Source organism: Clostridia bacterium, assembly GCA_014360065.1.
Taxonomy (GTDB): domain Bacteria; phylum Bacillota; class DSM-521; order Neomoorellales; family JACIYF01; genus JACIYF01.
On the sequence record JACIYF010000010.1, the window covers coordinates 1 to 25067 of the forward strand.

Sequence of the window (25067 nt, forward strand, 5' to 3'; positions counted from 1 at the left end):
CCCCGGCCCGGTTGGCGCTCAGCCAGAGTCGAACCAGACAAGGCAGGTCGCTCCACCTTAACTTCCATGTTGATCATCTCGACCTAATTCGACTCAGATTGCTTACATGATTTTAACACAACCATTGAGCTTGAGAGCGACATCCAGCAGAAATTTCTTCGTAAAATGGCTGGCAGGCGGAAGGAATTTCAACCCAGCTGGAGAATATCATATTACCAAACCAGGCAAAGGGATTGCCTGAGAGCGGCTGAAGCCGCTAGAGTCAGGATCATGGGGCTTGAGAAACCGATAGTCAGCGCACCCGGAACATAGCTGCAAGGGCCGGCGGTAGCGGCTAGCTAATGCGCCAGGGTCCGCACACCGGGAGCATAGCTCAAAAGGGAGTTTTGGCAGACAATTACATAGGTTAGTACTCGGCAACCATGGAGGTGCCATTTTCCCGAAGGGAACGGGGCCACCATGGTTTTTGTTTACTCATCTGGAGGAATAGGCAATGGGTTATCCGACACTTGATCGCTATGCTGAATTGGATTCGCCCATCCACCGCCTTGACCCTAGGGTCAAGTGGGTAGCAGCATTGGCGCTGGTAGTAACCATCGTCACCTTGCGCTCATGGTCATCCCTGCTGACAGCCATTGTTGGGGTCGTGCTGATAGCCTGGGTTTCGCGCCTACCGGTAACCTATATACTCCGGCGCTTGCTTCTAATTCTCCCTTTTGCTGGAGTAGCTTGGCTGCTTTTGCCTTTCATTGAACCGGGAGCAATGGTCCTACGGGTATCTGTGCGGGGCCTCTTCAGTTTGGCTATTACTTACCAAGGGCTAGAGCACGCGGCCATCCTTTCCCTGCGAGCGGCCGGGGCCGTCATGGTCTTGACTATACTTACTTCTACTACTAAGTTCCAGGCGCTGGTCCGCGCCCTTCGGGACCTCAAGGTTCCCTCCTTAATGGTGTCCCTGCTGGAGTTTACGGTGCGCTACATTTTCGTGTTGGCAAGCGAGCTCCAGCGCATGCAGAGGGCGCGCAAGGCCCGCGGGTTTGTGCCCCAAAGCATCTTTCGTCCCCATACTTTCCGGACCCTGGGGCAAACCATCGGCCTGTTGCTATTGCGCTCGTTGGATCGAGCCGAAAGGGTGCACCAGGCCATGCTAGCTCGGAGTTTGGCCGGAAGCAAAGCTACGATGCCAAGATCTGAACTAGCTCCTCGCCCAGGCATGAGTGCTTCTTCGGTTCGGACCGCTGCACCGCTGGCAGCTTGGCAGCTGCTTAGCCGGCAGGACTTGCTCTGTATTCTGGTGGTTACTGGCTTGATATTCTTGTTGGTAGGTTGGGATCGAGGGGGCTTGATGCTGTGAGCGCCGCCATGCCCTCAACCAACCATGCTAAAGCCGACCAAGGCCAGGAAATTGCTATTCAGGTAAGGGACCTACACTACCGTTACCGGGGCGGGCACGAGGCTTTGCGGGGCGTATCCCTGACCATTAAAAAGGGTACTCGGGCCGTCTTCTTAGGCCCCAACGGAGCCGGGAAATCGACTTTGCTCCTACATTTCAACGGCACCTACTTGCCCTCTCAAGGTCAAGTGGAAGTATTCGGCCAGGAGATCAATACCCGCACGGAAAGCTGGGTCAAGAGCCAGGTGGGCTTGGTTTTCCAGGATCCCGACGACCAAGTATTCTGTTCCACCGTAGAAGAGGATATCGCTTTCGGACCCACCAACCTAGGCTGGACTCCTGAGGAGGTACAAAGGCGGGTACAAGAAGTGGTGGCGGCCTTGGGGCTAGAGAAGCTAGCCCCAAGGCCGCCCCACCAGCTGAGTTACGGCGAGAAAAAGCGGGTAGCCATTGCTGGCATCCTGGCCATGCAACCTCAAGTGATAGTCTTTGATGAGCCCACCGCTTTCCTGGATCCAAAGAGCCGGTTGGCTGTCTGGAAGATCATGGACAGCCTAAGCAACCAGGGAAAGACGGTGATCGTGGCTACCCACGACGTTGATTTGGCAGCCGAATGGGCCGAGCAGGTATTCGTGCTCAAGGAAGGGAGGTTGTTGGTAAGCGGAACCCCGGACATCCTTACCGATCGGGAGGTGGTCGAGGCAGCCGATTTATCTTTCCCCACCGTTACTGAGGTGTTCCGCCGGGCCGGGCAGCTAACTGCCAGCGCTCCCCAAGATCACGGGTTGAAAACCATGGGGGCAAAGAACCTCCCCAAAACCATTGCCGAAGCTGCCCAGTTGATTGCCGGCCTCTTGGCCTCGCTGCCATAGGTGCCAGCCAAGGGCTCGCCCGGGCTGAACTTGACAACCTCGTGCTCGTCCCAAGCCGGGCAGAGTTGACGGTGCTCGCCGATGACCAGCGGAACCAAGCGAAGGCCAAGTATCGCCAACGTAAAGAGTAAGGATACCCCGGTGGGGCGGAATGCCAACCTAGGAAGGCTCGGTTAGCGCTACCGGGCCAGCAGCCTAAACCGAATATAATCCGGACTGGTAACCATGGAGGTACCGCCCTTCCCGGGGAGGGAAGTCGCTTGCCCATGGTTTTTTTGTACACAGCCTGTGCGGCTACGATACCCCAGCCGCACAAGCGGAGAACGAAAAAGGCACGTAGGGGGCTGGTCCGGAAGTGACATTAAGGCGACAGCCACGCCCGGGTAACAGCGAAAACGGAGACGGGGCAAACCAGCTACGGACATAAAGGTCCAATTGGTCGGGAAGCTCGCCGGCAGTTGAGGCAGAGCGGAGGAACAGCGGACCGGCCAGCCGAGAGCAGACATATTCTTCTTAAGAGGAGGGCAAGAGAAATGCATATTCCCGATGGTTTTATTGATCCCAAGACCTGGATCTCATCAGCAGCTGTCAGCGCCGGGGTGTTAGGGTATGGGCTGAGAAAAACTAGGGAAAAGCTGGGGGACCGGCAAATCCCTACCATGGGAGTAATGGCCGCCTTCATCTTTGCGGCCCAGATGGTCAACTTCCCCATCATCGGTGGCACTTCCGGCCACCTCATTGGCGCCGTCCTAGCCGCCATAGTCTTAGGGCCATGGGCTGCTTCCATAGTCATGACCACCATTTTAGTGATTCAGTGCCTGGTTTTTCTCGATGGCGGGCTCACCGCCCTGGGAGCCAACGTGCTCAACATGGCCATAATCGCGGTCTTTGGAGGTTATTATACTTACCGGTGGCTAACCCGGCTCATCAAATGGGAGAGATCTTGGTTGCCCGCTACCTTCATCGCTTCCTGGCTCTCGGTACTCTTGGCCGCTAGTGCTTGCGCCCTGGAACTGGCTTGGTCAGGAACTGTTCCCCTGAACGTAGCCCTGGGAGCCATGCTCCTTTGGCACCTTTTCATTGGTTTGGGTGAGGCTATCATTACTACCGCCATCGTCGCCTATTTGGTCAACGCCCGCAAAGAACTGGTTTTGGACCATAGCGCTAAAGTTTGAGCAGGAGCACCGTTTGGTCTTCTTACCAACGACGCCGGCCGAGCTTTCGGGTAACCTGGCCAAAGCCAAAGGTCGACACAGCACCAATCTAGCGCTGAGCGGAGAAGGCGGGTGCCAGGCAGCGCGTTCAATTAACTTCTTTGCGAGAGGTGGTTAAGTTGAAAAGATATATCTGGATTTGGTTGGTGGTGGCTTTAGCCGTGGGCGCACTGCTTTCTCCCTTTGCTTCGCCCAACCCGGACGGGCTGGAGAAAGTAGCTGAAACCCACGGGTTCATCGATAAAGGCGTAAGCTTGATTGCCGCTCCCATCGCCGATTACCTGCTACCAGGAGTAGCGAACGAAAAAATTGCCACGGGATTGGCCGGCATAATCGGGGTACTGATAACCTTTGCAGCTGTATATGCCATCGGCAAGGTGGTGACCAAGCCTAAAGGTTGACGGAAAGGCCGCGGCCCTACCCACGGGGTGGGGTAGGGCCGCAGTCGATTGCACCGCGTCATCTGGCCAGCTAGGGGTGATGAGGCTTAGCAACCGTGCTGGCAGTTGTGGTGGTGGCTGCTGCCACCGTGGTCACAGCTACTCTCCCCAGGCTCTAAGGTTCCTTGAAGATAGGCACGAATGACATCGTCCACCGGCCCGGCTACGCCTAGGACAGTATCAATGTTGTGCTGGCTAAAAAGCTCCTGAGCACGCGGGCCCATACCCCCGGCAATAATGCAGGTGACCCCTAAATTGCTGAGGTACCCGGGCAGGAAACCTGGCTGATGCCCGGGGTTGGGGATTACCGTTTTGCTGATAATATTGCCGTTTTCCACTGTAAACAAGGTATACTCCGGGCAGTGGCCAAAATGCTGGGAAACCAGATTACCCTCCGATGCAACTGCTACTTTCATCCAACTAGCCTCCTCAGAGAAAACATTCATTTCTAGCCGGAGCCTGGCGTATGGGGTAACCCTCAGTGAACATTGTTTTCCAGCGCTTCCACGACCTCGGGCATTTGGCCCTGGTATTTCTCGATTTCCCCCTGGTCGCAGAGGGCAGCCAATTCAGGGTCCAAGGGGAGGCTACCTAGGAAAGGTACCCCGGCGGCCCGGGCCACTTCCTGGGCACGGGAAGGTCCAAATACGTGCAGTACCTCTCCACAGTGGGGGCAAGTAATGTAGCTCATGTTCTCCACCAAGCCTAAAATGGAGACCCCCATGGCCTCTGCCATCTTCATGGCCTTCTTGACCACCATCACCGCCAGCTCCTGGGGTGAAGAGACAATGACCACGCTGTCCAACGGCAGAGACTGCATTACCGTCAAGGGAGCATCCCCCGTGCCCGGGGGTAAGTCCACCAGCAGGTAATCCAATGGACCCCAAACCACATCGGTCCAAAATTGTTTTACGGCACTAGCAATCAGCGGTCCCCGCCAAATCACCGGGTCATCCTCGCGGGGCAGGAGCAGGTTTAAAGACATGATCTCGATGCCGCTCTTGCTCTTTACCGGAAGCAGGCCAAATTCAAAGGATTCGGGCCGGTCCTTGATCCCGAATATCTTGGGAATGCTAGGGCCAGTTATGTCGGCATCCAGCACCCCTACCTTGTAACCCTTACGGGCTAGGCTCACGGCGACAAGGGAGGTGACCGAGGATTTGCCTACCCCACCCTTGCCGCTCATGATGGCCACCACGTGGTGAATATCATTCATCTGGTTCTGGGGTAGTTTGCCCGGAGCTGCTTCTTGACTAGCCTGGTTATGGTCGGCCGCTTTGACCGAGCAGCCGCTTTCTCCACAAGTGTTGGAGTCGCAGCTGGTAGCGCTGCAAGCCGTGTTATTACCGTTGTCCGCCATTTCCTAGTCCCCTTTACGCCATCTGGTATTGGCAGAGCAGTACTAGTCTGTCCGTACCGTGCCTCTACTACTATAGCCAAGCTAATGAACATATGTCAAGATACAATAAACGGGCAAGCAGATGTCCCCGCTCAGGCCAAAAGCCGAGCTTGAACCTCCGCCCACATGGCCTTAATCTGGCGGGAAACCTCCCGATCTTGGTAGTCCTTATGAACTACCACCGGCTGGCCGGCTACCATGGCTTTGACCACTGCCAGATCCACCGCAATCTTCCCGACTACTTCTATCCCTTGCTCGCGGCAGTATGCTTCGATCCGCGCCGTATTTTCCAGGCAGAGATCGTAGCGATTAATACATACTAAAGCCCGCACCCCAAAGTGCCGACAGACGGCTAACACCCGTTCCAGATCGTGTATTCCCGACAGGGTCGGTTCGGTTACTATCAAAGCCATGGAAGCTCCTGAAAGCGATGAGATCACCGGGCAACCAATTCCTGGAGGACCATCGGTGATAATCAGGCTTTTTCCTTGGGCTTCTGCCAGCTCCCTGGCTTTCTGCCTTACTAAAGTAACCAGCTTGCCAGAGTTGGCCTCACCTATGCCCAGCCTTCCGTGCACTAAGGTGCCATAAGGAGTATCGGAGACCATGCACTGCCCGGATATGACTTCTTCCATGCTTATGGTTTCCGTTGGGCAGATGTGATAGCAAACCTGGCACCCTTCGCAAGCAGTAGGATCCACTTTAAAGTCTCTGATGGCTTCGAACCGGCAAAGGGAAACACACAGGCCGCATTGTAAGCAATCTTCTTCCTTGATAACTGCCACTCGCGAAGCCCGGAAAGGCTCCGCCTCCTTCAGCGTGGCCTCCAACAAAAGGTGTAAATTGGCCGCGTCCACGTCGCAGTCAGCCAGTACTGCTCCGGAGTTAAGCGCCGCCAGCGAGCCAACCATGGAAGTCTTTCCGGTTCCGCCTTTACCGCTTATGACTACCAGCTCTCTCACCTTTCCCACCCTGCTTTACCACCTTCTCATACAAGGCCACGAATTGGGATTCCCAGGCCCGGTTATGGAGGACTATAGCCTCTCCCCGAGCATAAAAACGGGCCAGCTCCTGGTCCCAGGGTATGCGCATTAGGATCGGCAGATCTTGCTCGTGGCAATAATGTTCCACTCGCTCATCTCCCAGGTCAGCTCGGTTAATCACTACTCCACAGGGAACAGCGAGCCTGCGGAGCATCTCCACCGCCAGGACTAAATCATTGAAACCAAAGGGCGTGGGCTCGGTAACCAAAATGCAAAAGTCCGCTCCCCTGACGGTTTCGATGACCGGGCAGGAAGTTCCCGGCGGAGCATCCAGAATAGATACCCCGTCCGGCTTCACCTGCTGCTTTACCGCCCGGATTGCCGGGACTGCCATGGCCTCCCCTGGGTTGAGCCGGCCCTGGATTAGTTCCAAAGGGTCCCCTCCCTTACTAGACCCAACCGGCGCTCCCTGGTCAACCAACCCCACCTCAAGGACTCCAATCGGCCGCTCAACCTCCTTTATGGCCCCCCGAGGGCAAAAGCGCGCGCAGCCGCCGCACCCGTGGCACAGCTGGTCAAATACCAACACTACCTCCTTGGCCACGGCTATGGCATTGAAAGCGCAAACTTGAGCGCAACGCCCGCAGTAATCGCATTTTTCCCGGTCGACCTCAGGCACCGGGATGGACACGGGCCAAGATTGCCTTACCTTCGGCTTGAGAAAGATGGCGGCGTTGGGTTCTTCTACGTCACAGTCCAATAATTGAATAGGCAACAAAGGCCGGGAGCGCCATAAGGACAGGGCTAGGTTGACAGCCACCGTCGTCTTGCCCGTGCCGCCCTTTCCGCTGGCAACCGCAATTCTCATGGGCTTTCCACTCCGCACCGCAAATAACCATCTGCTCCATCCATGCGTCTTTTGTAGGTAGTTAGGAGCCCAGGGCTCTTTAGTCTGCTTTCTCGGCTCGATACTCAGGCCTTTAGCTGCTGGCCCTGGTCTACTGGACTTTGGTCCCTCGCCCCAGGCCCCTAGCTAACCAGCTCTACTCTCCTTCTTCCTGGCCCTTGGTTTCTTCGGACAGCTCCCCCAGGCGCTTCTCCAAAGCCTTCATCTGCCGGCTTAGTGCCTGCATCTGGTCTTTCAAGAAAGCCTTTTCCTGCTCGGTATCAGGAACGGCACCTGGACCCGCATAGGGACCAGCGTAGGGCGAGTAGGGTCCGTAGGCGGGATACGGTGGATATGCCCAAACCCAGCCTGGCCAGGCACAGCGCAGACCTAAACCACGACCACGGCCTCGACCCATCCCTAGCCCTCGGCCGAACCCAAAACCCCAGCCAGCTACGGGGTTCGCGAAGCCTGGCACCGGATAACCGGAACAATATCCGGCTGCCCTGCCGGTTCTCGGTCCCATTCCCCAAGGACCAGTCCTATCTCCTCTAGGCATATTTATCACCTCCTCCAAAGCCACTTTCTCGTTGGCCACCATCCCGAGCGCTTGGCCCTGCCAGGCAGTTTGCCCAATTGGTCTCGCCTGGTTCAGCTTCGACCGAAGCCGGTCCTGCCCCGGCCCCTTTGTGCACCCCCGCCTCCAGAGCCCCGGCCACCCATGCCAAAATGGGTACCTACGGTAGATTCCGGAACTGGCCTCAGGCGACGCTCATTAAAGGCCACCGCCGTATCGCGGACTGAGCCATGACTGGCGTTATAAACTTGAATCCCCGCTGAATTCAGCACCGCCATGGCATTAGGACCAATGTTACCGGTGGCCACCGCATTGGCGCCCAGATCCACTACCAACTGGGCAGTTTGGATGCCAGCTCCCCCGCTGGCATTGGCCCCAGGATTGACAATGGCCTCCCAGGACCCAGTATCGAGATCTAGGACGACCAAATAGGCGCACCGGCCAAAGCGGGGATCAACCGGAGATTCAAGTTGACTGCCCTGAGACGTAACCGCTAGTCTCACCGTTTTTGTCCTCCCTTGCTTACCCGGCTGTTAGCCCAAACGGTTCCCAAGCCGGCCAAGATCAAGCCTAGCTTGCACTAGTTATTCTGTTCCTATGCCCAAAACCATTTTATTATGGTAGTGGACATATGTCAATAATGGAATTTAAAAATGTGGAAGGTGATAAAGGTTATAAGCCCATAAAGCTTATAATTACTAGGATTAGCTATAGACAGCGGTTACTAGATGCGGGTTTTGGTAAGCGCTCACGGTTGCCAGCACGCGCGACCGGATGGAGATAGTCTAGAACGTGAACCTGGTTTTGGTGAGTGCTTACGGTTGCCAGCACACCTCAGGTGCGGCGAAACTCTACGTTGCAGCTAACCTGGGCAAAGGTTTGCCGGCGCAGCCAGCTCACTTGGCCATTGCGGGCCAGTTCCTGCACCAGTTTGCGAATCTCCTGGTCGACTCTGGCATCGATTTCCATGAACGGCCACAAGAAATCTCTGAGTTCATTTTGGACCTCCTCTATGCTCTCCTCCCGATTCACATTCCACTCCTGGAATTCAATGGTCGGGTGATACCCCCAAGCATAAAGAAGATGGAAAACATAAAGGGCATCGCGGGAATAGGCAGGCATTTCCTTCCCTACTACCCGGCGCCAAAGCTCCTGGTGGATAGGATCCCGGCGCTCGCTGAAGCTAGCATAATAGATGGCATGCCGGCAGGCCTCCAGCATCTTTCTCAAGGTAGGCACGTCATGGATGGCAGGAGTCAGGGGAGCCAAAACCACATCGAAGCGCTTCCGCCAGCCCAGCTCATCCAGGTCTACCTCTTCCCAAGCCAAGGCCACTGGTTCAATATTACTCACCTGTTCAGCCGCCATTCGCTCCTTAAGAAAATGAAGCATCCTTACCGAAGGGTCAAGGGCCACCACTTGCTTAGCCCGCCGCGCCAACAGCAAGCTGTAATTCCCCGTTCCGCAGCCAATGTCTAGAATCTCAAGCTCATGGGCCGGCCTCAGTCCCTCCTGGTGACCTAGCCAATGGATAATATGGGCAGCCCGCTTTTTACCCTCCTCGCTGGCGGTCCGGCGGGCAAAGTGATCGGCTCGATGATCCCAGTAGGCTACCCCCGAGCGCTCGGGACGCTCAAGGCTAAAAAGGGTACGCGAGCGCTCCGCTTGCCAGGCCCGTTCCCAAAAGCCGGCGTCCATTAAGACATCACCACCAGCCAGCGCTACTTTCCCCACATGGTCTTTTTCTACTAACTGCATCGGCCTCACCCTTCCTACTTGGTGCTAACCCATTGCCGCTTGGTGAAAAGGTCGTGGTCCCCATTTGATCTGATCCCAGCTCAGCGTTCGATGCCAGGTCGAGCTTCTACCCCCTGGTGATAGTAATGTTTAATTTCCAGCATCTCCGTCACCAAGTCGGCCTTAGCCACCACCTCGGGCGGAGCGTACCGGCCAGTAAAGATTATTTCTACCCCATCGGGTTTAGCCTGCATGATTTCTAGCATCTCTTCAGTTGTAAGCAGGTGGAAGTAATGGGCAGTGTTGATTTCATCAAATATCACGATATCATATTCCCCGGAAAGCATTGCTTCCCGGGCTCGCCGCAGGCCTTCCTTAGCCATACGGACATCTTCTTCGGCAGGGGGATTCTTGACATGAATGAAAGTATCTTTGCCGTACTGCTCAATAACTATGTAGGGAGAAACCATGGCCGCCGCCTTAAGCTCGCCGTATTGCTGTCCCTTCATAAACTGCCCAATGTAGGTTTTTAGGCCTCGGCCCATGGCGCGAAAGGCCAGCCCCAATGCAGCCGTAGTTTTCCCCTTGGCGTTACCGGTGTACACCTGGACATAGCCTTTTCCCAAAGGGTTGTCCTTGACCATTGCACCTCCCACCTCACTATCTTTAGTCTCTCCGACTAACCCTTCCCCAACTCCCTAGACCTTCCGTCCCGGCTGCCTGAATCAGTTGGATTCCGGCTTAGGTCCTTTCAATAACAGAAAAACCACGTTAGGTTGTGCCAGCTCCTTACTGGGTGCAAACCTCCGTGGCCTGCTTCAGATACGCATATCATATTCGGCAGCCAATCTTAATCTCCTTCTTAAGTTAGATTTAAAATCGTAACCTTCGTAATTCGGTCCGCTCGTCTTCCTTGCCTTAACCTGCTGACCATATGGACGCTCTTGATCTGTAGTTCCGAAACCTCTCAGACGCTACGGTTTCCAATGTCGGCAGCCCCGCAAAGGTTCCAGCCACTATAATTACTACCACCCAAATGTAAGCTTGAATCAGTTCATCGTTTACCAATTGGGCCCGGGGAATAGGTTACTGGTCTCCGTAGCCAAGCGCCAGGGGTGGGTATGGATAATTAGGGATTGGCCCCGGAGATACCCACCAATAGTTAGGCGGCACGCTTGGGCGTATTCCACGGCCAAGGAAGTGGGCGACGAAAAGGATAAAAGGATGGGAATGCCCACCCGGGCCGCCTTGGTGACCATCTCATAGCTGGCCCGGCCGGTGGTGACAGCAATCAGCTGGTCCAACGGTAAACTCCAAATCAGGGCATGGCCGATGACCTTGTCCAGGGCATTGTGCCGGCCAATATCCTCGTGCAGTACCAACAGCTGGCCGCAGGCATCAAACAGGGCGGCGGCGTGCACTCCACCGCTCCCCCGCTTGACAGTCTGGTGGGTAGCTATTTCCCGGCGTAGGCCGGATAGAACCGCGGGGCGTACCTTGAGGTTGCTTTCCACCCACAGTCGCCGGGATCCCGCCTTTTCCACGCCGCTATCAGCATAGGTAGGCCCCTCCCCGCTTCCGGCCCCATCACCAGCTAGGGAACCATTCCTTGCTCTGAAACCAGCCTCAGCTTCTGCCTCGGGCCCAACCTCAGCTTGGTCCCCGGCGAGCGCCCCAGCCTTAGCCCCAACCTTACCTGAGGCCTCGGTCTCAGCTCCAATCTCCAGCCCTGGCCCAGCAAGAAGTCCAGTGGACGGCCCGCTCTCCCGGGCCCCATCCCCCAGGCCGCCCGGTCCTGACTTAAAGGTCTGGGTGCGCCCGCAGCCAGATCGCAAAAGCAGGGTCTGATAGTCTTCCACAACTTGCTGGCGGCCGGTGACCCGGCGTGCCAGCACCCGCACCCGGTTAGCGTCCTCAGCCAAAGTATCCTCAGCCAGAACATTCGCCTGCTCAGCCCCGAGAGCCGACCCCTGAGTCTCTGCCAAAGTAGCATCGGGGCTGACTTCGGCTGGAGGTTCCCCGCAGTGGTGCACCAACAGAATATCCTGGAAGCCCCCTACTAAACCCTCGCTCACGCAAAACCCTACCGCCAGCTCCTTGTCAGCCCCGGGAAGCCGCATCAAAATCGCTCGGATTTCTCCGTTTAGTTCCAAAGTCAAGGGTTCCTCCACGGGAATGGAAACTGTGGCCTCTTGAGCTCGCCCCAGCTCGATCTTTACTGCTCGGCAATCCACCAAGGTCCGAACCAGCATAAAACCACACCCATAATCTTTGTTTTCATTATACCGTTTTTGTTCCTTGAGGGCTTGCTGCGAGTGTCAGGAAACAGTTACAGATCCCCCGGCTAAGCTCCCGAGCTTCAGAATGGGCTCGCCTGCCATAGGCCTGGGCTCGCTTTTCCCAAGCCGTTCACCAGCCAAAAGTTTCGGGAAAAATCGCAATCCTCAACCTCAGCCACGGCTAGGTATTGCATGTCATAGGTTGGTTAACATAGCAACAAACAAAATAGGGAGCAGATGTGTTGCTGCTCCCCATTTTCATCTGTTCAAGCGGCAGAAGGCATCGCCAACCTCCCTAGACTTCGCCGCACCTTTGCATGAGCCGCTCCCAGTCCCGGTCTACCTGGGCCTGGATTTCCTTGATCACGTGCTCGTTCTCAGGTGTGAACAAGTGACGGAAACGCCCCTGGGGCTTCAGCCACTCCTCGATGGGCTTGGGCCGGGATACCTTTTGAGTGAGGCGCCACTCGCCCTTCTCCACCTCAAACAGCGGCCAGAACCGGGTCTGTACCGCCAGCCGCGCCATCTCAATGGTCTTCTCCATGGGAAAACGCCAACCGCGGTGGCAAGGAGCCAAGATGTTCAGGAATACCGGCCCTTCCTTGGAGTACTCCCAGGCCTTCTCCGCCTTGGCGATGGTATCGCTGTAGTGGGAGATGGACATCTGGGCGGCATAGACCACGTTGTGCTCAGCGGCGATGAAGGTCAGGTTCTTACGGGCCTGAGCCTTGCCGAAGCTGGCTTTCCCCACCGGGCTGGTAGTGGTCCAAGCGCCCATGGGAGTGGAACCGCTTCTCTGAATGCCGGTGTTCATATAGGCTTCGTTGTCGTAGCAAACGGCGATGAAGTGGTGGCCCCGCTCCAGAGCCCCGGAAAGGGATTGGAAGCCGATATCGTAGGTCCCACCGTCGCCACCAAAGGCAATGAAGCGGATATCCCGGTCGATCTCTCCCTTAGCCTTTTTCACCTGATACATGGTCTCTAAGCCGCTGGCGGTAGCCGCTGCGTTTTCAAAAGCATTATGCAGGTAGCCGCACCGCCAGGAGCTATACGGATAAATAGTAGTGGAAACCTCCAAGCACCCGGTAGCGCAGGTAACCACCGCCTCGGCCTCAGGAGGTAAAGCCAGCATGATCTGACGCACCGCGGTAGGAGCGCCGCATCCGGCGCACAGGCGGTGGCCGGGAGCCAGAAGTTCCCTGCGGGTTGCCAATTCCTTGAGATTTGCCATTTTGCTCCCCCCTATTCCCTGAGCCCCAGGTATTTGATTGGCTGTTCCACCTGACGTTTCTCGGCCATGGCCCCTACTTCTGCCAGCGCCTGCTCCACCAAATGGACACTTAAGTCGCGGCCGCCTAGGCCATAGATGTAGTCCACTAACAGCGGCCGAGCTGGGCTGTCGTAAAGGGTAGCCCGAATCTCGTGGTAGAGGTGGCCGCCGTAGCCGCCGTTGAACATCATGGAGCGGTCAAAAACCGCGATTACCGGGAAGCGGGACAGAACCTGGGCTAGTTCTTTGCCCGGCCAAGGTCTAAACACCCGAGGCTTAAGGAGCCCAATCTTACGCCCTTGGGCCCGCAGGCGGTCAATCACCGATTTGATGGTGCCAGCAGCGGAGTTTAGGGCTACGACGCATTCCTCGGCATCTTCTAGCCGGTACTCTTCCCAGAGGCCATAGGTCCGGCCAGAGAGCTGGCTGAATTCCTGGCTAACCTCTTGGATCACCCCTAGGGCGTCCTGCATAGCCTCTTCTTGAGCCCGTTTAGCTTCAAAGTAATAGCCGTAAAGACCATCGAACATCCCCATACCCATGGGCTGGGTTAAAAGCGGCTGGCCCGGCACATACTCGCCGATGAACTGTCGCACTTTGTCATCATCTTCGATCTGTACCCGGTCCACAGCATGGGAAATGATGAACCCATCCAGGCAAACCATCACCGGCAGCCGCACAGCTGGGTTCTCAGCGATCCGCACCGCCTGAATGACGTTGTCATAGGCCTCCTGGGCGTTCTCGGAATAGAGCTGGATCCACCCCGAATCCCTGGCCCCCATGCTATCGGAATGATCGCAGTGGATGTTGATGGGCGCCGATAAAGCCCGATTGACATTGGTAAGAACTATAGGCAGCCGTAGGCCGGAAGCCACGTAAAGCTCCTCCCACATCAGAGCCAACCCCTGTGAAGAGGTGCAGGTCATTACCCGACCGCCCCCGGCGGCAGCCCCTATGCAGGCGCTCATGGCGCTGTGCTCGCTCTCCACATTGATCAGGCCGGTGTCTACTTCGCCGTCAGCTACAAACTCGGAAAACTTCTCCACGATGGCGGTCTGGGGAGTGATCGGGTAAACCGCTACCACATCGGGATTGATTTGGCGCATGGCTTCGGCAACGGCATCGGTCCCTACTACAGCAACTGTTTTTGGCATGGCTCTTCCTCCTTCCCCAGACTAATTAGGCGCTACAAGCTTGGTTTGACTGGCGTCGGGCATTTTTCTCTTCAGCCTGAGCTTGGGCCTCCTCGACTAGCTCCAGCGCCCCCACATTGCACTCCTCGGCGCAAATGCCGCAGCCTTTACAGTGGAAGTAATCGATCCCCACCATCTTGCCCTCCTGTACTTGAATGCAGGCATCGGGGCAATAAATAAAGCACCGCAGACAATGGGTGCACTTATCGTGATTCCAGATGGGCCGACGAGATCTCCAGCTACCGGTGTTGACAGCTACCGAGTTTCCAGGCTCGAGACTAGCCAATCCCATCGGGTGCCTATGCCAGGGCCACTTGTCTATATCACGCACATCCCATTTCACTGCTCTTTACCTCCTTGTAGGCTCGCTCCAAAGCAGCTAAGTTGCCCTCAGTAACCTTGGCGCTGAATCGCTTACCAAAGGACTCCCGCACGTAAGCCAAGGCCTCATCCAAGGGCATGAGATCCAGGATCTTCACCAAAGCCCCCAACATGGGGATATTAGGCATGGCCCGTCCTAATGTAGTCATGGAGATGGCCGTGGCATCCACAGTGTAGACTCTGTCCGAGCTAAGGCCAAGCTGGGAAGCTACCTCCTGGGGAGCCGCAGGCGTATTTACCAGCACCACCCCATCCGGGGTTAAACCCTCGGTAACGTCAACTACCCCGATTAGAGTTGGATCTACTACCACCACCACATTGGGGTCGGAAACGCTGGTATAAATGGAAATGGGCCGCGCGCTCAGGCGGTTGAAGCATTGAATGGGCGCGCCCATCCGTTCCGGCCCGTACTCGGGAAAAGCTTGAAAGTACATATTGCGGGTTAACGCCATTTCCGCCAGAAGCTTAGAAGCAGTAACTGCTCCTTGGCCGCCCCTGGCATGCCACCGAATCTCTTCCAGCTCTCTCACCCTACGCACCTCCTAGACAATCAGCTTTAACCCTTACCCACCAACAACAATACGGCCCCAAAATTATACAGCCGCCAACGGCGGCACGAACTACGCGCCGGCCTGTTCTTATCAGGCAAGAAAGCCCGGCACCTACCGGCCTATCAAGTGCCCTGGGCACAAAAAAACCTAACCCCTTTGTGCCGCTCCCTAGTCGCCTGGTCGCCAGGCCAATTGAAAAAGATTCATATGGCTTGGATCAGACAGGTAGCAGCTACTCGCCGGGCCCACGCTCACTTATGCCCTAGCGTCTCTAGCCACGCTTAAGTATAGAATAGTGGATTATTAGCGTCAAGGACAAGCTCCCCCGACACTTCACTAGATTGGCCGTAGGAGCGATGACCCCGGAACAACTACCCAACAACTAGTGTGGCTGCTACGGCCGAGCCCAGCGCTTAACCGCTTGGCAACTACGGCCTGGCAAGGCGCCTAGCTGAAGCTCTTGGTTGAGGGCGAGATGGGTCGAGATGGGTAAGTTAGCAAGCTAAGGCCTAGGATTGGGACTAGGCGCTCTTGGGATTGCCCAGGCTAAAAAGAAAGGGGCAGCATCAGCTGCCATACTCCCATGATACTTTACTCCTCTTCTGTTAAAGCCACACAATACCTGGTATTTGCGGTTTCACACCGGCGAGGTTAGGGCCGGCCCCCTAGGGGATTATCAACACCTGGCCGGGGTAGATGGTGGTGCTGGTCAGGCCGTTGGCGGCCATGATGGCTTCAGCGGTGGCGCCAAACCTTTGGGCAATCAAGTAAAGGGTATCTCCTGGCTGCACCGTATAACGGGTGGACCTGGGGCTCGGTGAAGCCGGCGCTCCCACCGGGATGTTTAGGGTCTGGCCCACGTAGATGGTGGTAGTGGTGAGCCGGTTGGCGGCCATGATCGCCTCCACGGTGGTACCGTAGCGCTGGGCCAGGGAAAATAGGGTCTCTCCAGCTTGTACTACGTGCCGAATCGTTCCTGGCACTGGCGGGGGCGGTGGAAGCGCCTCGGCAACCGCAGGTATGATTAAGACTTGGCCGGGATAAATGGCGGTAGAGGTAAGGTTGTTAGCAGTAATGATGGCACCGACGGGAACTCCAAATCGCTGCCCGATCAACCACAAGGTGTCGCCAGGCTGGACCACGTAGGTGCGGCTCACCTGTCCAGGTACGTAACCATCCGCAGCAATCACTACCCGCATTCCCACCCATACCTGGTCAAACAAAGCTTCCACATCGGAATTGTACATGCGGATGCAGCCATTGGATACTTCCCCGCCAATGCTCCAAGGGGCATTGGTGCCATGAATGCCGATCCCGTTTTCGGTAACCCCGAGCCACCTGGTACCAAACGGCCCGCCCGGATCCATGGCCGCATTTAAAATGGAAAAGGTGCCCGTGGGGGTAGGGGTAGCCGGCTTACCGATACCCACCGGCCAAGCTCCCAGCTGGGTGGTATTCTCCAGAAGTTGCAGCTGCCTCCGTCCTAAGCTCACTCTAATGTACCGCTCCACCTGGCGCATTTCTGGCAGGCTGCTGTCGCTTCCACCACTACTGGCGCCCGCGCCGGCATCGGCGCCGGCGCCGTTATCCGCCTCAGCTCCAGAAACCACATAAGGTACAGGCAAGGGAGGCAAAGGCCGCCCTCCAAACAGGCGGCGCCAGGTCCGGAACTCAATCTCTCCCGTCTGCGGTAGGCCAACAAAAGCTTGAAACCGTCTCACCGCCTCAGCGGTCCGATTGCCGTAAACGTTGTCAACGTACCCGGCATCATAGCCCAGCATGTTGAGCTGCTCCTGGACCAGCCCCACGTAGTAATTTCGCATAGTCGGGCGCAAGACTACAAAACCGTTGCTCATACTTTCACCCTCTTCGAGATGTCGGCAAAACACTTAGCCTGAGCAAGTTCGAGCATTATATGTTATGCCAACCGAAAGAGGGTTGTTAGCTGGCTCCTAGCTGGCAACTGAATCCGGATGCCTTACTCGGGGCTAGAGCCGCTGACTGGATAAGCGGCAACCGCAGTGGCCAGGGTGCCATTTCCGGCTACGTAGTAGGCAATGCGCAACGCTTCCCGGATTTCAGCTTCGGAAGCCCCCAAGATCCGGGCTCGACCAGCCAGCGCCTCCACTACTTCCCTGGCACCGTGGGCAGCATCCAGGGCCATGGCAATCAGCACCTTGGTCTTGGCATCCAAAGCTCCTGGTGCCATGGCCAGCTCGGCCAACTGACTGGTCACCTTATAAAGCTCCGGGTCCTTTTCTTCCAACAGTTTTATGAAACCTGGAAGTGCATTGGCCATATTCATTCCTCCTTGGAACTAAAAGGATGTGAACGTAAATCATGTTAGCACGGTTAAAGTCTTAAGTCTACATGTTCAGGCGCCAATGCATGAACCTAGGCTTCTGATCTTGGATGAACTCACCAGCGGCCTCGACCCGCTGGTGCAGAAGCGCCTGTATGAGCTCTTACTAGAGGAAAACCGCAAAGGCGTGACTGTCTTCTTCTCCTCCCATGTACTCTCCGAGGTTCAGAAGCTCTGCCACCGGGTCGCCCCTCTCAAAGAAGGCCGGGTGTTGCGTATAGAGGAAATTGAGGCGCTTCGAAGCCGGCAGTTTAAGAAAGTGCAAGTGACCTTCAAGAGCCCGGCCGGCTCGTTGCCGGAAAACCTGGAAGGTATAGTCAACCCCAAGGAGGAGAACGGCGCCATCAGGTTATTGTTTAATGGCGGCATCGATGCCCTCGTCGCCATCAGCGCCTTCGTGGCCTATATGATGTCGGTATACCAGTCTTCGTTTGCCGGGGCCGGCAGCGGTGTGGAGCAATTTACGACCATGCTATTTATGCTACCCTTACAAGCTCCAGCCTCCTCTGCTATTGGTGAATTCGGCGAAAAAGGTTGCTAAAGGATAAGCCCCTGCTAGCCCAGCCAGGCTGTTCGCCTTCTCTATAATTTAGGTTTGGGTCTGCAGCTTGGGGCGGGGGTAGAGCCCGGCCTCCTTGACGATGGTGGGGACGATGTCCTCCCACATCACCGCCATGATGTGCACTCCGGCCACCCCAGGGATGGTCCGTAAGTGCTTAATCTGCTCGATGCAGATAGCTACTCCCTCAGCTTTAGGATCTTTGGCCGCCTGCATCCGCTGGACGATAGCGTCCGGCACTATCATTCCTGCCACCGACTGCTGCATGTACTTGGCCGCGCCAACCGATTTGATGGGCATCACTCCGGCCAGGATAGCTACCCGCTTATCCAACCCTCGCTCCCGCACCATGGCCATCCACTTTTCAAACCGCTCCATATCAAAGATAGCTTGGGTCTGGATGAAATCGGCCCCAGCATTAACCTTTTTTTCTAAACGCAGTACCCGAAACTCAAAGGGATCGGCAAAGGGATTGGCAGCAGCGCCAATGAAGAAACGGGGCTCGGGCCCTTTTATTTCCTCTCCGCATTGGAACTGCCGCTGGTCCCGCAGGTTCTTCACCATCTGTACTAGCTGGATGGAGTCTAGGTCATGGACATTTTTGCTCTGGGGATGGTTGCCAAAGGACTGGTGATCCCCGGATAAGCAAAGGACGTTGCGCAAGCCCAAGCTATAGGCGCCCAACAGGTCGCTCTGGAGGGCGATGCGGTTGCGATCACGGGTGGTCATCTGGATAATGGGTTCGGCTCCACAACTTTTGACGTGTACCCCGGCAGCAATGCTGGAAAGCCGGACGATGGCGGTCTGATTGTCGGTAAGATTGATCCCGTCCACGTAGTCCTTGAGCAGGTTGGCATACTTAATAATGCCATCGGGGGAAGCATGCTTGGGCGGGCCTACCTCGGCCGTGACCACAAACTCTCCTTGGGCCAATAGCCTTTCTAGATTGCTTTCGGTCTTGAGCGTCATCCCAGCACCACATCCTCCCGGACCACACGGCGCGGTCCCCCATCCCGAGACTGGGACCAGTCCTTAGGCGGTTGGATCTCTAAAAGCAGGTCTAACTTGCCTAAACTTTGCATGCGGTCATAGATTAGCTGCCACGCACAAGGGACATCCTTTTTAACCTCGCACTTGCCGTTTTGGGACCCGCCACAGGGACCGTTGAGAATGCTCTTGGAGCAACGGATGATGGGGCAGATGCCGCCAGTCTTGTAAAGAATGCATTGTCCGCAAAGGCCGCAGCGCTCCTCCCACCGACCGTGTTCCACTGTACCCCCGGCAAACTTGGTATCCAGCGCTGGTACCACCCATTTGGGATAGCGCTCGGCCAAAAACTGTACTCCCACTCCGCACCCTAAAGAAAGGACAGCATCCACATCATCGGTGACGTAGGGTGCCAGCTCCTCCACATACTCGGGATCGCACTGGCGCGTGAGGGTAACTTCCACCGTTTCCAAGGAATCCCCGTCCTTTTTGCGCTCGATGCGCAGGGCGCTGGCCAAGATCCCCACTTCTTTTTCCCCGCCGGCCAAGCAAACGGTCACGCAGCCGCCGCAGCCTACCACCAGGATCTTGTGGCATCCAGCAATGAGGTCGACTATTTCGGCTATGGGCTTCGGCTCAGCAACGATCATTTTCTCCCCACCCATTTCTGTAGTAACATCGATTAATTTCCAAACTTAAGCGCTCAAGCTGGCTCCATGGCTCCACTAGGACCAAGCCAGCTTGCATCAAGCCCGCCTGCACCGCCTAAAACCAGCTCCCATTAAGCGCTCTTGACTCGGCCGTTTACCGGGCTGGGGCCGAGCTTCTTGATGCGCTCGGTAAACTCTCGGGCCACTTCGGCAAAGCGAGAACCCATGGAGGCAGAAAGGTTATACATCTCCAGCCTTTCGCCGCCGACCCCAATGGCATCGAGCAGCTTCTTGGTATACTCCACCCGCTTCCTAGCCCGCAAGTTGCCTACTAGGAAATGGCAGTCCCCTTCCAAGCATCCCACCACGTAGACGCCATCGGCCCCGTCCTCAAACGCCTCCAGAATTACCCGGACATCGGTTTTCCCCGAGCAGGGGATTTCGATCAGCCGGACGTTGGCCGGATACTGCAGACGCATGGATCCGGCTAGGTCAGCTGCCGAATAGGCGCAATAATAACAGCAAAACGCTACGATCTTGGGCTCAAAAGCCACCTTTTACACCTCCTCAAACAATCCCGCCGCCTTGGCCAAAAGCTGGTTATCCTTATAATGCTGAAGCTGAATGGCCTTGGCCGGGCATTCGCCGGCGCAAGTCCCGCAGCCTTGACACTGAACCGGATCAATCTCCGCCACGTGGTTGTCGTTGATGCGAGGCACGTGATAAGGGCAAATCCGAACGCAAGTAAGGCAAGCCGCGCACTTAGTAGGATCGACCACCGCTACTACCCCGCCCACCAGCAGCTGATCGCGGGAAAGGATGGTGCTAGCTCGCGATACCGCCCCTAAGGCCTGGGAGATGGCCTCCCCTAGGAACTTGGGAGAATGGGCCGATCCGGCCATAAAGATTCCCGCCGAGGGAAAATCAATGGGCGCCAGCTTAGCGTGGGTTTCCACATAAAAACCATCTTCATTGACCGGAAGCTTGAGCAGCGAGGCTAGCTTAGCCGCCTCCGGCGGTGCCACCGCCCCGGTGGCCAGGACCACCAGGTCGGGCACAAGCTCCAGCACCCGACCCGAGGCGGGATCATAAACTTCCACCTCCAGAGCGCCCCACTCTTTCCGGCGCTGGGCGGCATGATTGCCTGCGTTAGCCCCTTCTGCCGCCAGATCAGTCGATTGGGCCAGCCTGACCTGGGGCTTATGCTCGGGATCATAATTAATGAAAATGATGCCCTCTTCCCTAGCCTTTCGGTAGTAATCCTCCATGAAAGCGTAGGTGCGAATATCCCGGTAGAGGATGAATACCTGGGCGTCAGGGTTAGCCTCCTTGAGCTTCAAGGCGTTCTTAATGCTTTGGGCGCAGCAGGTGCGGCTGCAGTAGAGCCGGCCTGGCTCCCTAGAGCCTACGCACTGGATAAAAACAGCGCAATTAAGGCCATTGCCACCTTCATAGCCAGCCAGGAATTCCTCCAGCTCCAAATTGGTAAGGATGCGAGGATCCTGCCCATAGCCATATTCTTCGGGCTGGTATTCTTGGGTACCTATAGCCACAATAATGGCTCCGTGCTCTAGTTTTACCGTGCGCCGCGCCGTTTCTTTGCCAGAGCGAGACCAGGCAATGGTGGTAACAAAATGCCCTTGGTGGCCGCTACAGTCCTCTATCTCGGCTCCCGTGTAAATCTCAATCCGGGGATCAGCCTGGGCTCGGGCAATGAGATGGTTCAAATAGCTTCGCACATCGGTGCCCTCAAGAGTGGTACGCAGCCGCCGGGCCATGCCTCCCAGCTCCGGCTCCTTCTCAATTATATAGGAGCCAAAGCCCTGTTCCGCAAGGGCCAAAGCCGCCACCAATCCGGCCGGTCCGCCGCCGATGATCAAAGCCCGGGGTACCACGCTGACGGCCTTTAGGTGCAAGGCCTCATGGGTCTTCACCTTGGCCACCGCCATGTGCACCAGATCCTTAGCCTTCTCGGTGGCACTTTGAGGCTCGGCCCGGTGCACCCAAGAGCACTGGTCCCGGATGTTAGCCATCTCAAAATAGAACTGATTAAGCCCAACTTCCTGCAGTGCTTCCCGGAAGAGGGGCTGGTGGGTGCGGATGGTACAAGAGGCTACCACCACCCGATTGAGGTGATAATCCTTAATAGCCTGCTGGATCTTTTTGATGGTATCTTGAGAGCAGGTATAGAGGTTGTCTTCGGCATGGACCACGCCCGGCAGGCGGCGGGCATAGTCTACCACCTCGGGCACATCCACTACCCCGGCAATATTGATCCCGCAGTGGCAGATGAACACCCCCACCCGCGGCTCCTCCCGGGACACATCCCGTTCGGGAGGGTAACGCTTGGGTGTTACCAGGGAGTGGCGGGCGGGCGCCCCCCCCCCGCCCGGGCGGGGGGCCGCCGCGCAGGCGTTGATCACCGTCTCGGGTATATCCCGCGGGCCCTGGAAAGCACCGGCCACATATACCCCCTCCCGCGTAGTCTGAACCGGATTCAGGGGTGAGACCTGAGCAAACCCGTACTGATTGAGCTCGATCCCGCAGGCCTTGGCAATGGCTTGGGCTTCCGCCGGCGGGCGTACCCCCACTGCCAAAACCACCAGCTCAAATTCTTCCTCCACTACCTTGTCCCCATCAAAATACTTGATGAGCAGATTCTTGGTCTCAGGGTCCTCGGCTACCCTGGAGATCATGCTGCGGACATAGCGAACGCCGGCTTCTCGGGCCGACTCCACGTATTTATCGAAGTTCTTGCCGTAGGAGCGCATATCCAGGTAAAAGATGGTGGGCTGAATGTTGCCGTCGTGCTCCCGGGCAATGATCGCTTCTTTGGTGGAGTACATGCAACAGATGGAAGAACAGTAGGGGCTGCCATCCCGCTCACAGTCCCGCGAGCCCACGCATTGGATGAAGGCCACCCGCCGGGGCGGCTGACCGTCGGAAGGCCGGGTTACATGTCCGGCAGTAGGTCCAGTGGAGCTGAGCAAGCGCTCGAACTCCAGGCTGGTCATAACATTGGCATAATAGCCGTAGCCATACTCCCCGGCCAGGGAGGCATCGAAGAGCTCGAACCCGGGAGCCAGAATCACCGCTCCCACCTTCAGCTCTTGGATGCTTTCCTGCTGCCAATGCTCCACCGCCTTCTTCTGGCAGGCAGCTTCGCACTGCAGGCATTCGGAGCAAACGCCGCAGTTTAGGCAGCGCTTGGCCTCCTCGATGGCTTCTTCGCGGCTGTAGCCCTGGTAAACTTCCCGAAAGTCCCTAACCCGCTCCCCGGCCGCCGCCATGGCCTGGGCATGGCGAGGAGCCGCATAAGGTACTACGCCGGCAGGAGGGGTAAGCTTTTCTTGTTGGGCTCCAGGGCGCACCCGATCGGCAGCCAAGTCCTCGCCGCGCAGGTAGCGCAATACTGATTCCGCCGCCTCGTGTCCCGAAGCTACCGCCTCTACTACTGACTTAGGACCGCTGACGATGTCGCCGCAGGCAAAAACCCCTGGCACCGACGTAGCCAGGGTGAGGTCATCAGCCCATATTAAACCCCGCTCCACTCGCACGGCCGGCTGGGAATCGGCCAGAAAATCCAAGTCCGCCGCCTGGCCAATGGCTACGATCACCTGATCGGCAGCCAAAGTCTGGGTAGTCTGGGGATCGTATTCAGGATCAAAACGACCGGCCTCATCAAATACGCGTAGGCAGCGCATGAATTCTACCCCGGTAACCCGAGCAATACCTGGGCCAGCTGCATCGCCCAGGCTACCCTCCGCCCCCGGGCTCGCCGGGGAGTTGATAAAGCGCTTGGGACCCCAGCCTGGGTGGAGAATTACCCCTTCTTCCACTGCTTCCTCAATCTCCCAAGGGTGCGCGGGCATCTCTTCCCGTGACTCCAACGAGACCATATGCACTTCCTTGGCCCCTAGCCTTCTGGCGGTGCGGGCCGCATCTATGGCCACGTTGCCGCCGCCAATCACCACTACCTTATCCCTGCTACCAACTGGTGGGCCTTGGGGCAGCTGGCCCAAGGCGGCCTGGCGCAAGAACTCCAAGGCGGGTACGATGCCCTGAGATGCCGAACCTTCGATGGCCAGCATCCGGCTCTGCTGGAGGCCGGTGGCCAGGATCACCGCCGCGTACTGCCGGCGCAGCTCCTCTAAGGTTACATCTCGGCCTACTCGGGTATTGCCAATGAACTCGATTCCCAGGGAAAGGATGCGCCTCGTCTCCCGCTCGACTACCTCCTGGGGAAGGCGATAGCGAGGTATCCCTGCCCGCAACATCCCCCCGGGCTCAGGCAAGGCATCATAAACGGTAACATCTACACTTTCCAAGGCCAAGTCCTGGGCTGCCGTCAGCCCGGCCGGTCCGGCGCCGACGATGGCTACCCGGGGCCGGACCGGAGCCCCAGTTTGGGTCTCGGTCTGGGCACAGGCTTGGGTCTTGGCCTCGGGCTGGGTCTGGGTCCGGTCTTCAGCCTTCAGCCTAGCTTCCAGTTCCTGAAAACCTAAGTCATAGGCTGCCCGTTTCAGCCAAGCGATGGCCACCGGGGCATCGATCTCCCCCCGATTGCATTGCTCCTCGCAAGGGTGGTGGCAAATCCGGCCGCAGATGCCGGCAAAGGGCAGCCTCCGGTAGATTACCTCCAAAGCCTCGGCAAACTTACCTTGGGAGATTAAAGCCACATAGCCCTGCACGTTGGTGCCGGCGGGGCAAGTCTGGCGGCAAGGAGGAATACCACGCTTTTCAATTAAGTACTTATTGGGAACCGCCTGGGGAAAGAGTTTATAGACCGCATGGCGCTGGTCCATGCCCTGGTTAAAACTGTTGGGCACCCGCACCGGGCAAACCTGCTCGCAATCGCCGCAAGCGGTGCACTCATCAATGTTGATATAGCGGGGCTTAACCCGTACCCGGGCGGTAAAGTTACCCTTTTGCCCTTCAAGCTTCTCTAAAGTGGAGCAGGTGTGGATCCGAATGTTGGGGTGGTTTAGGGTATCGGTCATGCGCGGCCCTAGAAGGCACATGGCGCACTCATTGGTGGGAAAAGTCTTGTCCAAGAGGGCCATCTTCCCACCAATGGAAGGAGACTCGGTCACCAAGTGCACCAAATAGCCGGCATTGGCCAAATCCAGGGCCGACTGCATCCCGGCTATTCCCGCCCCCAGCACCAATACCGAGCCCGCAACCTGCTTAGCCTCAGCATCATGAAGTCCCTCAGAACTCACCCCAGCGGTCCTCCCTTCTCCCAATCCTTGCGGAATCCCTTGCCTTGTCAAGTTGGCTTACGCCTTTTCATAATGCCGCCTGGGCTGGCGGCTTCTCCCTCTCTACCTTTGC

Annotated in this window: 24 protein-coding genes; 5 read left to right on the top strand and 19 right to left on the bottom strand. The window is 57.0% G+C overall.

Features of this window, described 5'->3' with window-relative positions:
• The first annotated feature begins 493 nt into the window (after nt 1–493).
• From cbiQ to H5U02_03035, 4 genes are all read left to right on the top strand, one after another.
• The gene (gene cbiQ, locus H5U02_03020; GenBank protein MBC7341414.1) at nt 494–1354 is read left to right on the top strand and encodes a cobalt ECF transporter T component CbiQ; all 861 of its coding nucleotides are present in this window, start codon (nt 494–496) and stop codon (nt 1352–1354) included.
• An 8-nt stretch (nt 1355–1362) separates the two neighbouring features.
• A complete protein-coding gene (locus H5U02_03025; GenBank protein MBC7341415.1) occupies nt 1363–2265 on the top strand; it encodes an ATP-binding cassette domain-containing protein in 903 nt (300 codons plus the stop codon).
• Nucleotides 2266–2798: 533 nt separating this feature from the next.
• Entirely contained in the window at nt 2799–3440 is a 642-nt protein-coding gene (locus H5U02_03030) for an energy-coupling factor ABC transporter permease (protein MBC7341416.1), read from the top strand.
• 158 nt (nt 3441–3598) lie between these two features.
• Nucleotides 3599–3880, top strand: coding sequence for a PDGLE domain-containing protein (locus tag H5U02_03035; protein MBC7341417.1), 282 nt, complete (start codon nt 3599–3601; stop codon nt 3878–3880).
• A gap of 86 nt (nt 3881–3966) precedes the next feature.
• Here the strand turns inward: H5U02_03035 and H5U02_03040 are convergent, their stop codons facing one another.
• The 15 genes from H5U02_03040 to H5U02_03110 all read right to left on the bottom strand — a co-directional run bounded on the left by H5U02_03040 (nt 3967) and on the right by H5U02_03110 (nt 17474).
• Nucleotides 3967–4335, bottom strand: a complete 369-nt coding sequence (locus H5U02_03040) for a NifB/NifX family molybdenum-iron cluster-binding protein (GenBank protein ID MBC7341418.1) — start codon at nt 4333–4335, stop codon at nt 3967–3969.
• 62 nt (nt 4336–4397) lie between these two features.
• Entirely contained in the window at nt 4398–5279 is an 882-nt protein-coding gene (locus tag H5U02_03045; protein ID MBC7341419.1) for an Mrp/NBP35 family ATP-binding protein, read from the bottom strand.
• A 131-nt stretch (nt 5280–5410) separates the two neighbouring features.
• A complete protein-coding gene (locus H5U02_03050; GenBank protein ID MBC7341420.1) occupies nt 5411–6280 on the bottom strand; it encodes an ATP-binding protein in 870 nt (289 codons plus the stop codon).
• Nucleotides 6252–7169 (bottom strand): ATP-binding protein, encoded by a 918-nt coding sequence (locus tag H5U02_03055; protein MBC7341421.1) that lies wholly within the window; start codon nt 7167–7169, stop codon nt 6252–6254. Before H5U02_03055 ends, H5U02_03050 begins: the two co-directional genes overlap by 29 nt.
• Nucleotides 7170–7344: 175 nt before the next feature.
• A complete protein-coding gene (locus H5U02_03060) occupies nt 7345–7746 on the bottom strand; it encodes a DUF5320 domain-containing protein (protein ID MBC7341422.1) in 402 nt (133 codons plus the stop codon).
• Nucleotides 7747–7838: 92 nt separating this feature from the next.
• Nucleotides 7839–8267 (bottom strand): NifB/NifX family molybdenum-iron cluster-binding protein, encoded by a 429-nt coding sequence (locus H5U02_03065; GenBank protein ID MBC7341423.1) that lies wholly within the window; start codon nt 8265–8267, stop codon nt 7839–7841.
• A 331-nt stretch (nt 8268–8598) separates the two neighbouring features.
• Complete coding sequence (locus H5U02_03070; protein MBC7341424.1) at nt 8599–9522, bottom strand: class I SAM-dependent methyltransferase; 924 nt, start codon at nt 9520–9522, stop codon at nt 8599–8601.
• Nucleotides 9523–9602: 80 nt separating this feature from the next.
• On the bottom strand, nt 9603–10145 hold the full coding sequence (locus H5U02_03075) for a cob(I)yrinic acid a,c-diamide adenosyltransferase (protein ID MBC7341425.1): 543 nt from the start codon (nt 10143–10145) through the stop codon (nt 9603–9605).
• Nucleotides 10146–10562: 417 nt separating this feature from the next.
• Nucleotides 10563–11402, bottom strand: a complete 840-nt coding sequence (locus tag H5U02_03080; GenBank protein ID MBC7341426.1) for a formate dehydrogenase accessory sulfurtransferase FdhD — start codon at nt 11400–11402, stop codon at nt 10563–10565.
• A gap of 673 nt (nt 11403–12075) precedes the next feature.
• A complete protein-coding gene (locus H5U02_03085; GenBank protein MBC7341427.1) occupies nt 12076–13011 on the bottom strand; it encodes a pyruvate ferredoxin oxidoreductase in 936 nt (311 codons plus the stop codon).
• A gap of 11 nt (nt 13012–13022) precedes the next feature.
• Complete coding sequence (porA, locus tag H5U02_03090) at nt 13023–14204, bottom strand: pyruvate ferredoxin oxidoreductase (protein MBC7341428.1); 1182 nt, start codon at nt 14202–14204, stop codon at nt 13023–13025.
• Nucleotides 14205–14229: 25 nt separating this feature from the next.
• The gene (locus tag H5U02_03095) at nt 14230–14535 is read right to left on the bottom strand and encodes a 4Fe-4S binding protein (protein ID MBC7341429.1); all 306 of its coding nucleotides are present in this window, start codon (nt 14533–14535) and stop codon (nt 14230–14232) included.
• 31 nt (nt 14536–14566) lie between these two features.
• A complete protein-coding gene (locus tag H5U02_03100) occupies nt 14567–15154 on the bottom strand; it encodes a 2-oxoacid:acceptor oxidoreductase family protein (protein ID MBC7341430.1) in 588 nt (195 codons plus the stop codon).
• Between the two features lie 686 nt (nt 15155–15840).
• Nucleotides 15841–17031: a LysM peptidoglycan-binding domain-containing protein gene (locus tag H5U02_03105; protein MBC7341431.1), complete on the bottom strand. Its 1191-nt coding sequence runs from the start codon at nt 17029–17031 to the stop codon at nt 15841–15843.
• A 122-nt stretch (nt 17032–17153) separates the two neighbouring features.
• Entirely contained in the window at nt 17154–17474 is a 321-nt protein-coding gene (locus H5U02_03110; protein MBC7341432.1) for a carboxymuconolactone decarboxylase family protein, read from the bottom strand.
• A gap of 85 nt (nt 17475–17559) precedes the next feature.
• On the opposite strand from H5U02_03110, the gene H5U02_03115 reads away from it, so the two are divergent.
• Nucleotides 17560–18078 (top strand): AAA family ATPase, encoded by a 519-nt coding sequence (locus H5U02_03115; protein MBC7341433.1) that lies wholly within the window; start codon nt 17560–17562, stop codon nt 18076–18078.
• 48 nt (nt 18079–18126) lie between these two features.
• On the opposite strand, the gene H5U02_03120 is transcribed toward H5U02_03115, so the two are convergent.
• From H5U02_03120 to H5U02_03135, 4 genes are all read right to left on the bottom strand, one after another.
• The gene (locus tag H5U02_03120; GenBank protein ID MBC7341434.1) at nt 18127–19065 is read right to left on the bottom strand and encodes a methylenetetrahydrofolate reductase; all 939 of its coding nucleotides are present in this window, start codon (nt 19063–19065) and stop codon (nt 18127–18129) included.
• A complete protein-coding gene (locus H5U02_03125) occupies nt 19062–19733 on the bottom strand; it encodes a methylenetetrahydrofolate reductase C-terminal domain-containing protein (GenBank protein ID MBC7341435.1) in 672 nt (223 codons plus the stop codon). The genes H5U02_03120 and H5U02_03125 overlap by 4 nt, the downstream gene beginning before the upstream one ends.
• 131 nt (nt 19734–19864) lie before the next feature.
• Nucleotides 19865–20287, bottom strand: coding sequence for a hydrogenase iron-sulfur subunit (locus tag H5U02_03130; protein MBC7341436.1), 423 nt, complete (start codon nt 20285–20287; stop codon nt 19865–19867).
• Between the two features lie 3 nt (nt 20288–20290).
• Nucleotides 20291–24874 (bottom strand): FAD-dependent oxidoreductase, encoded by a 4584-nt coding sequence (locus tag H5U02_03135; protein ID MBC7341437.1) that lies wholly within the window; start codon nt 24872–24874, stop codon nt 20291–20293.
• Nucleotides 24875–25067 lie beyond the last annotated feature (193 nt).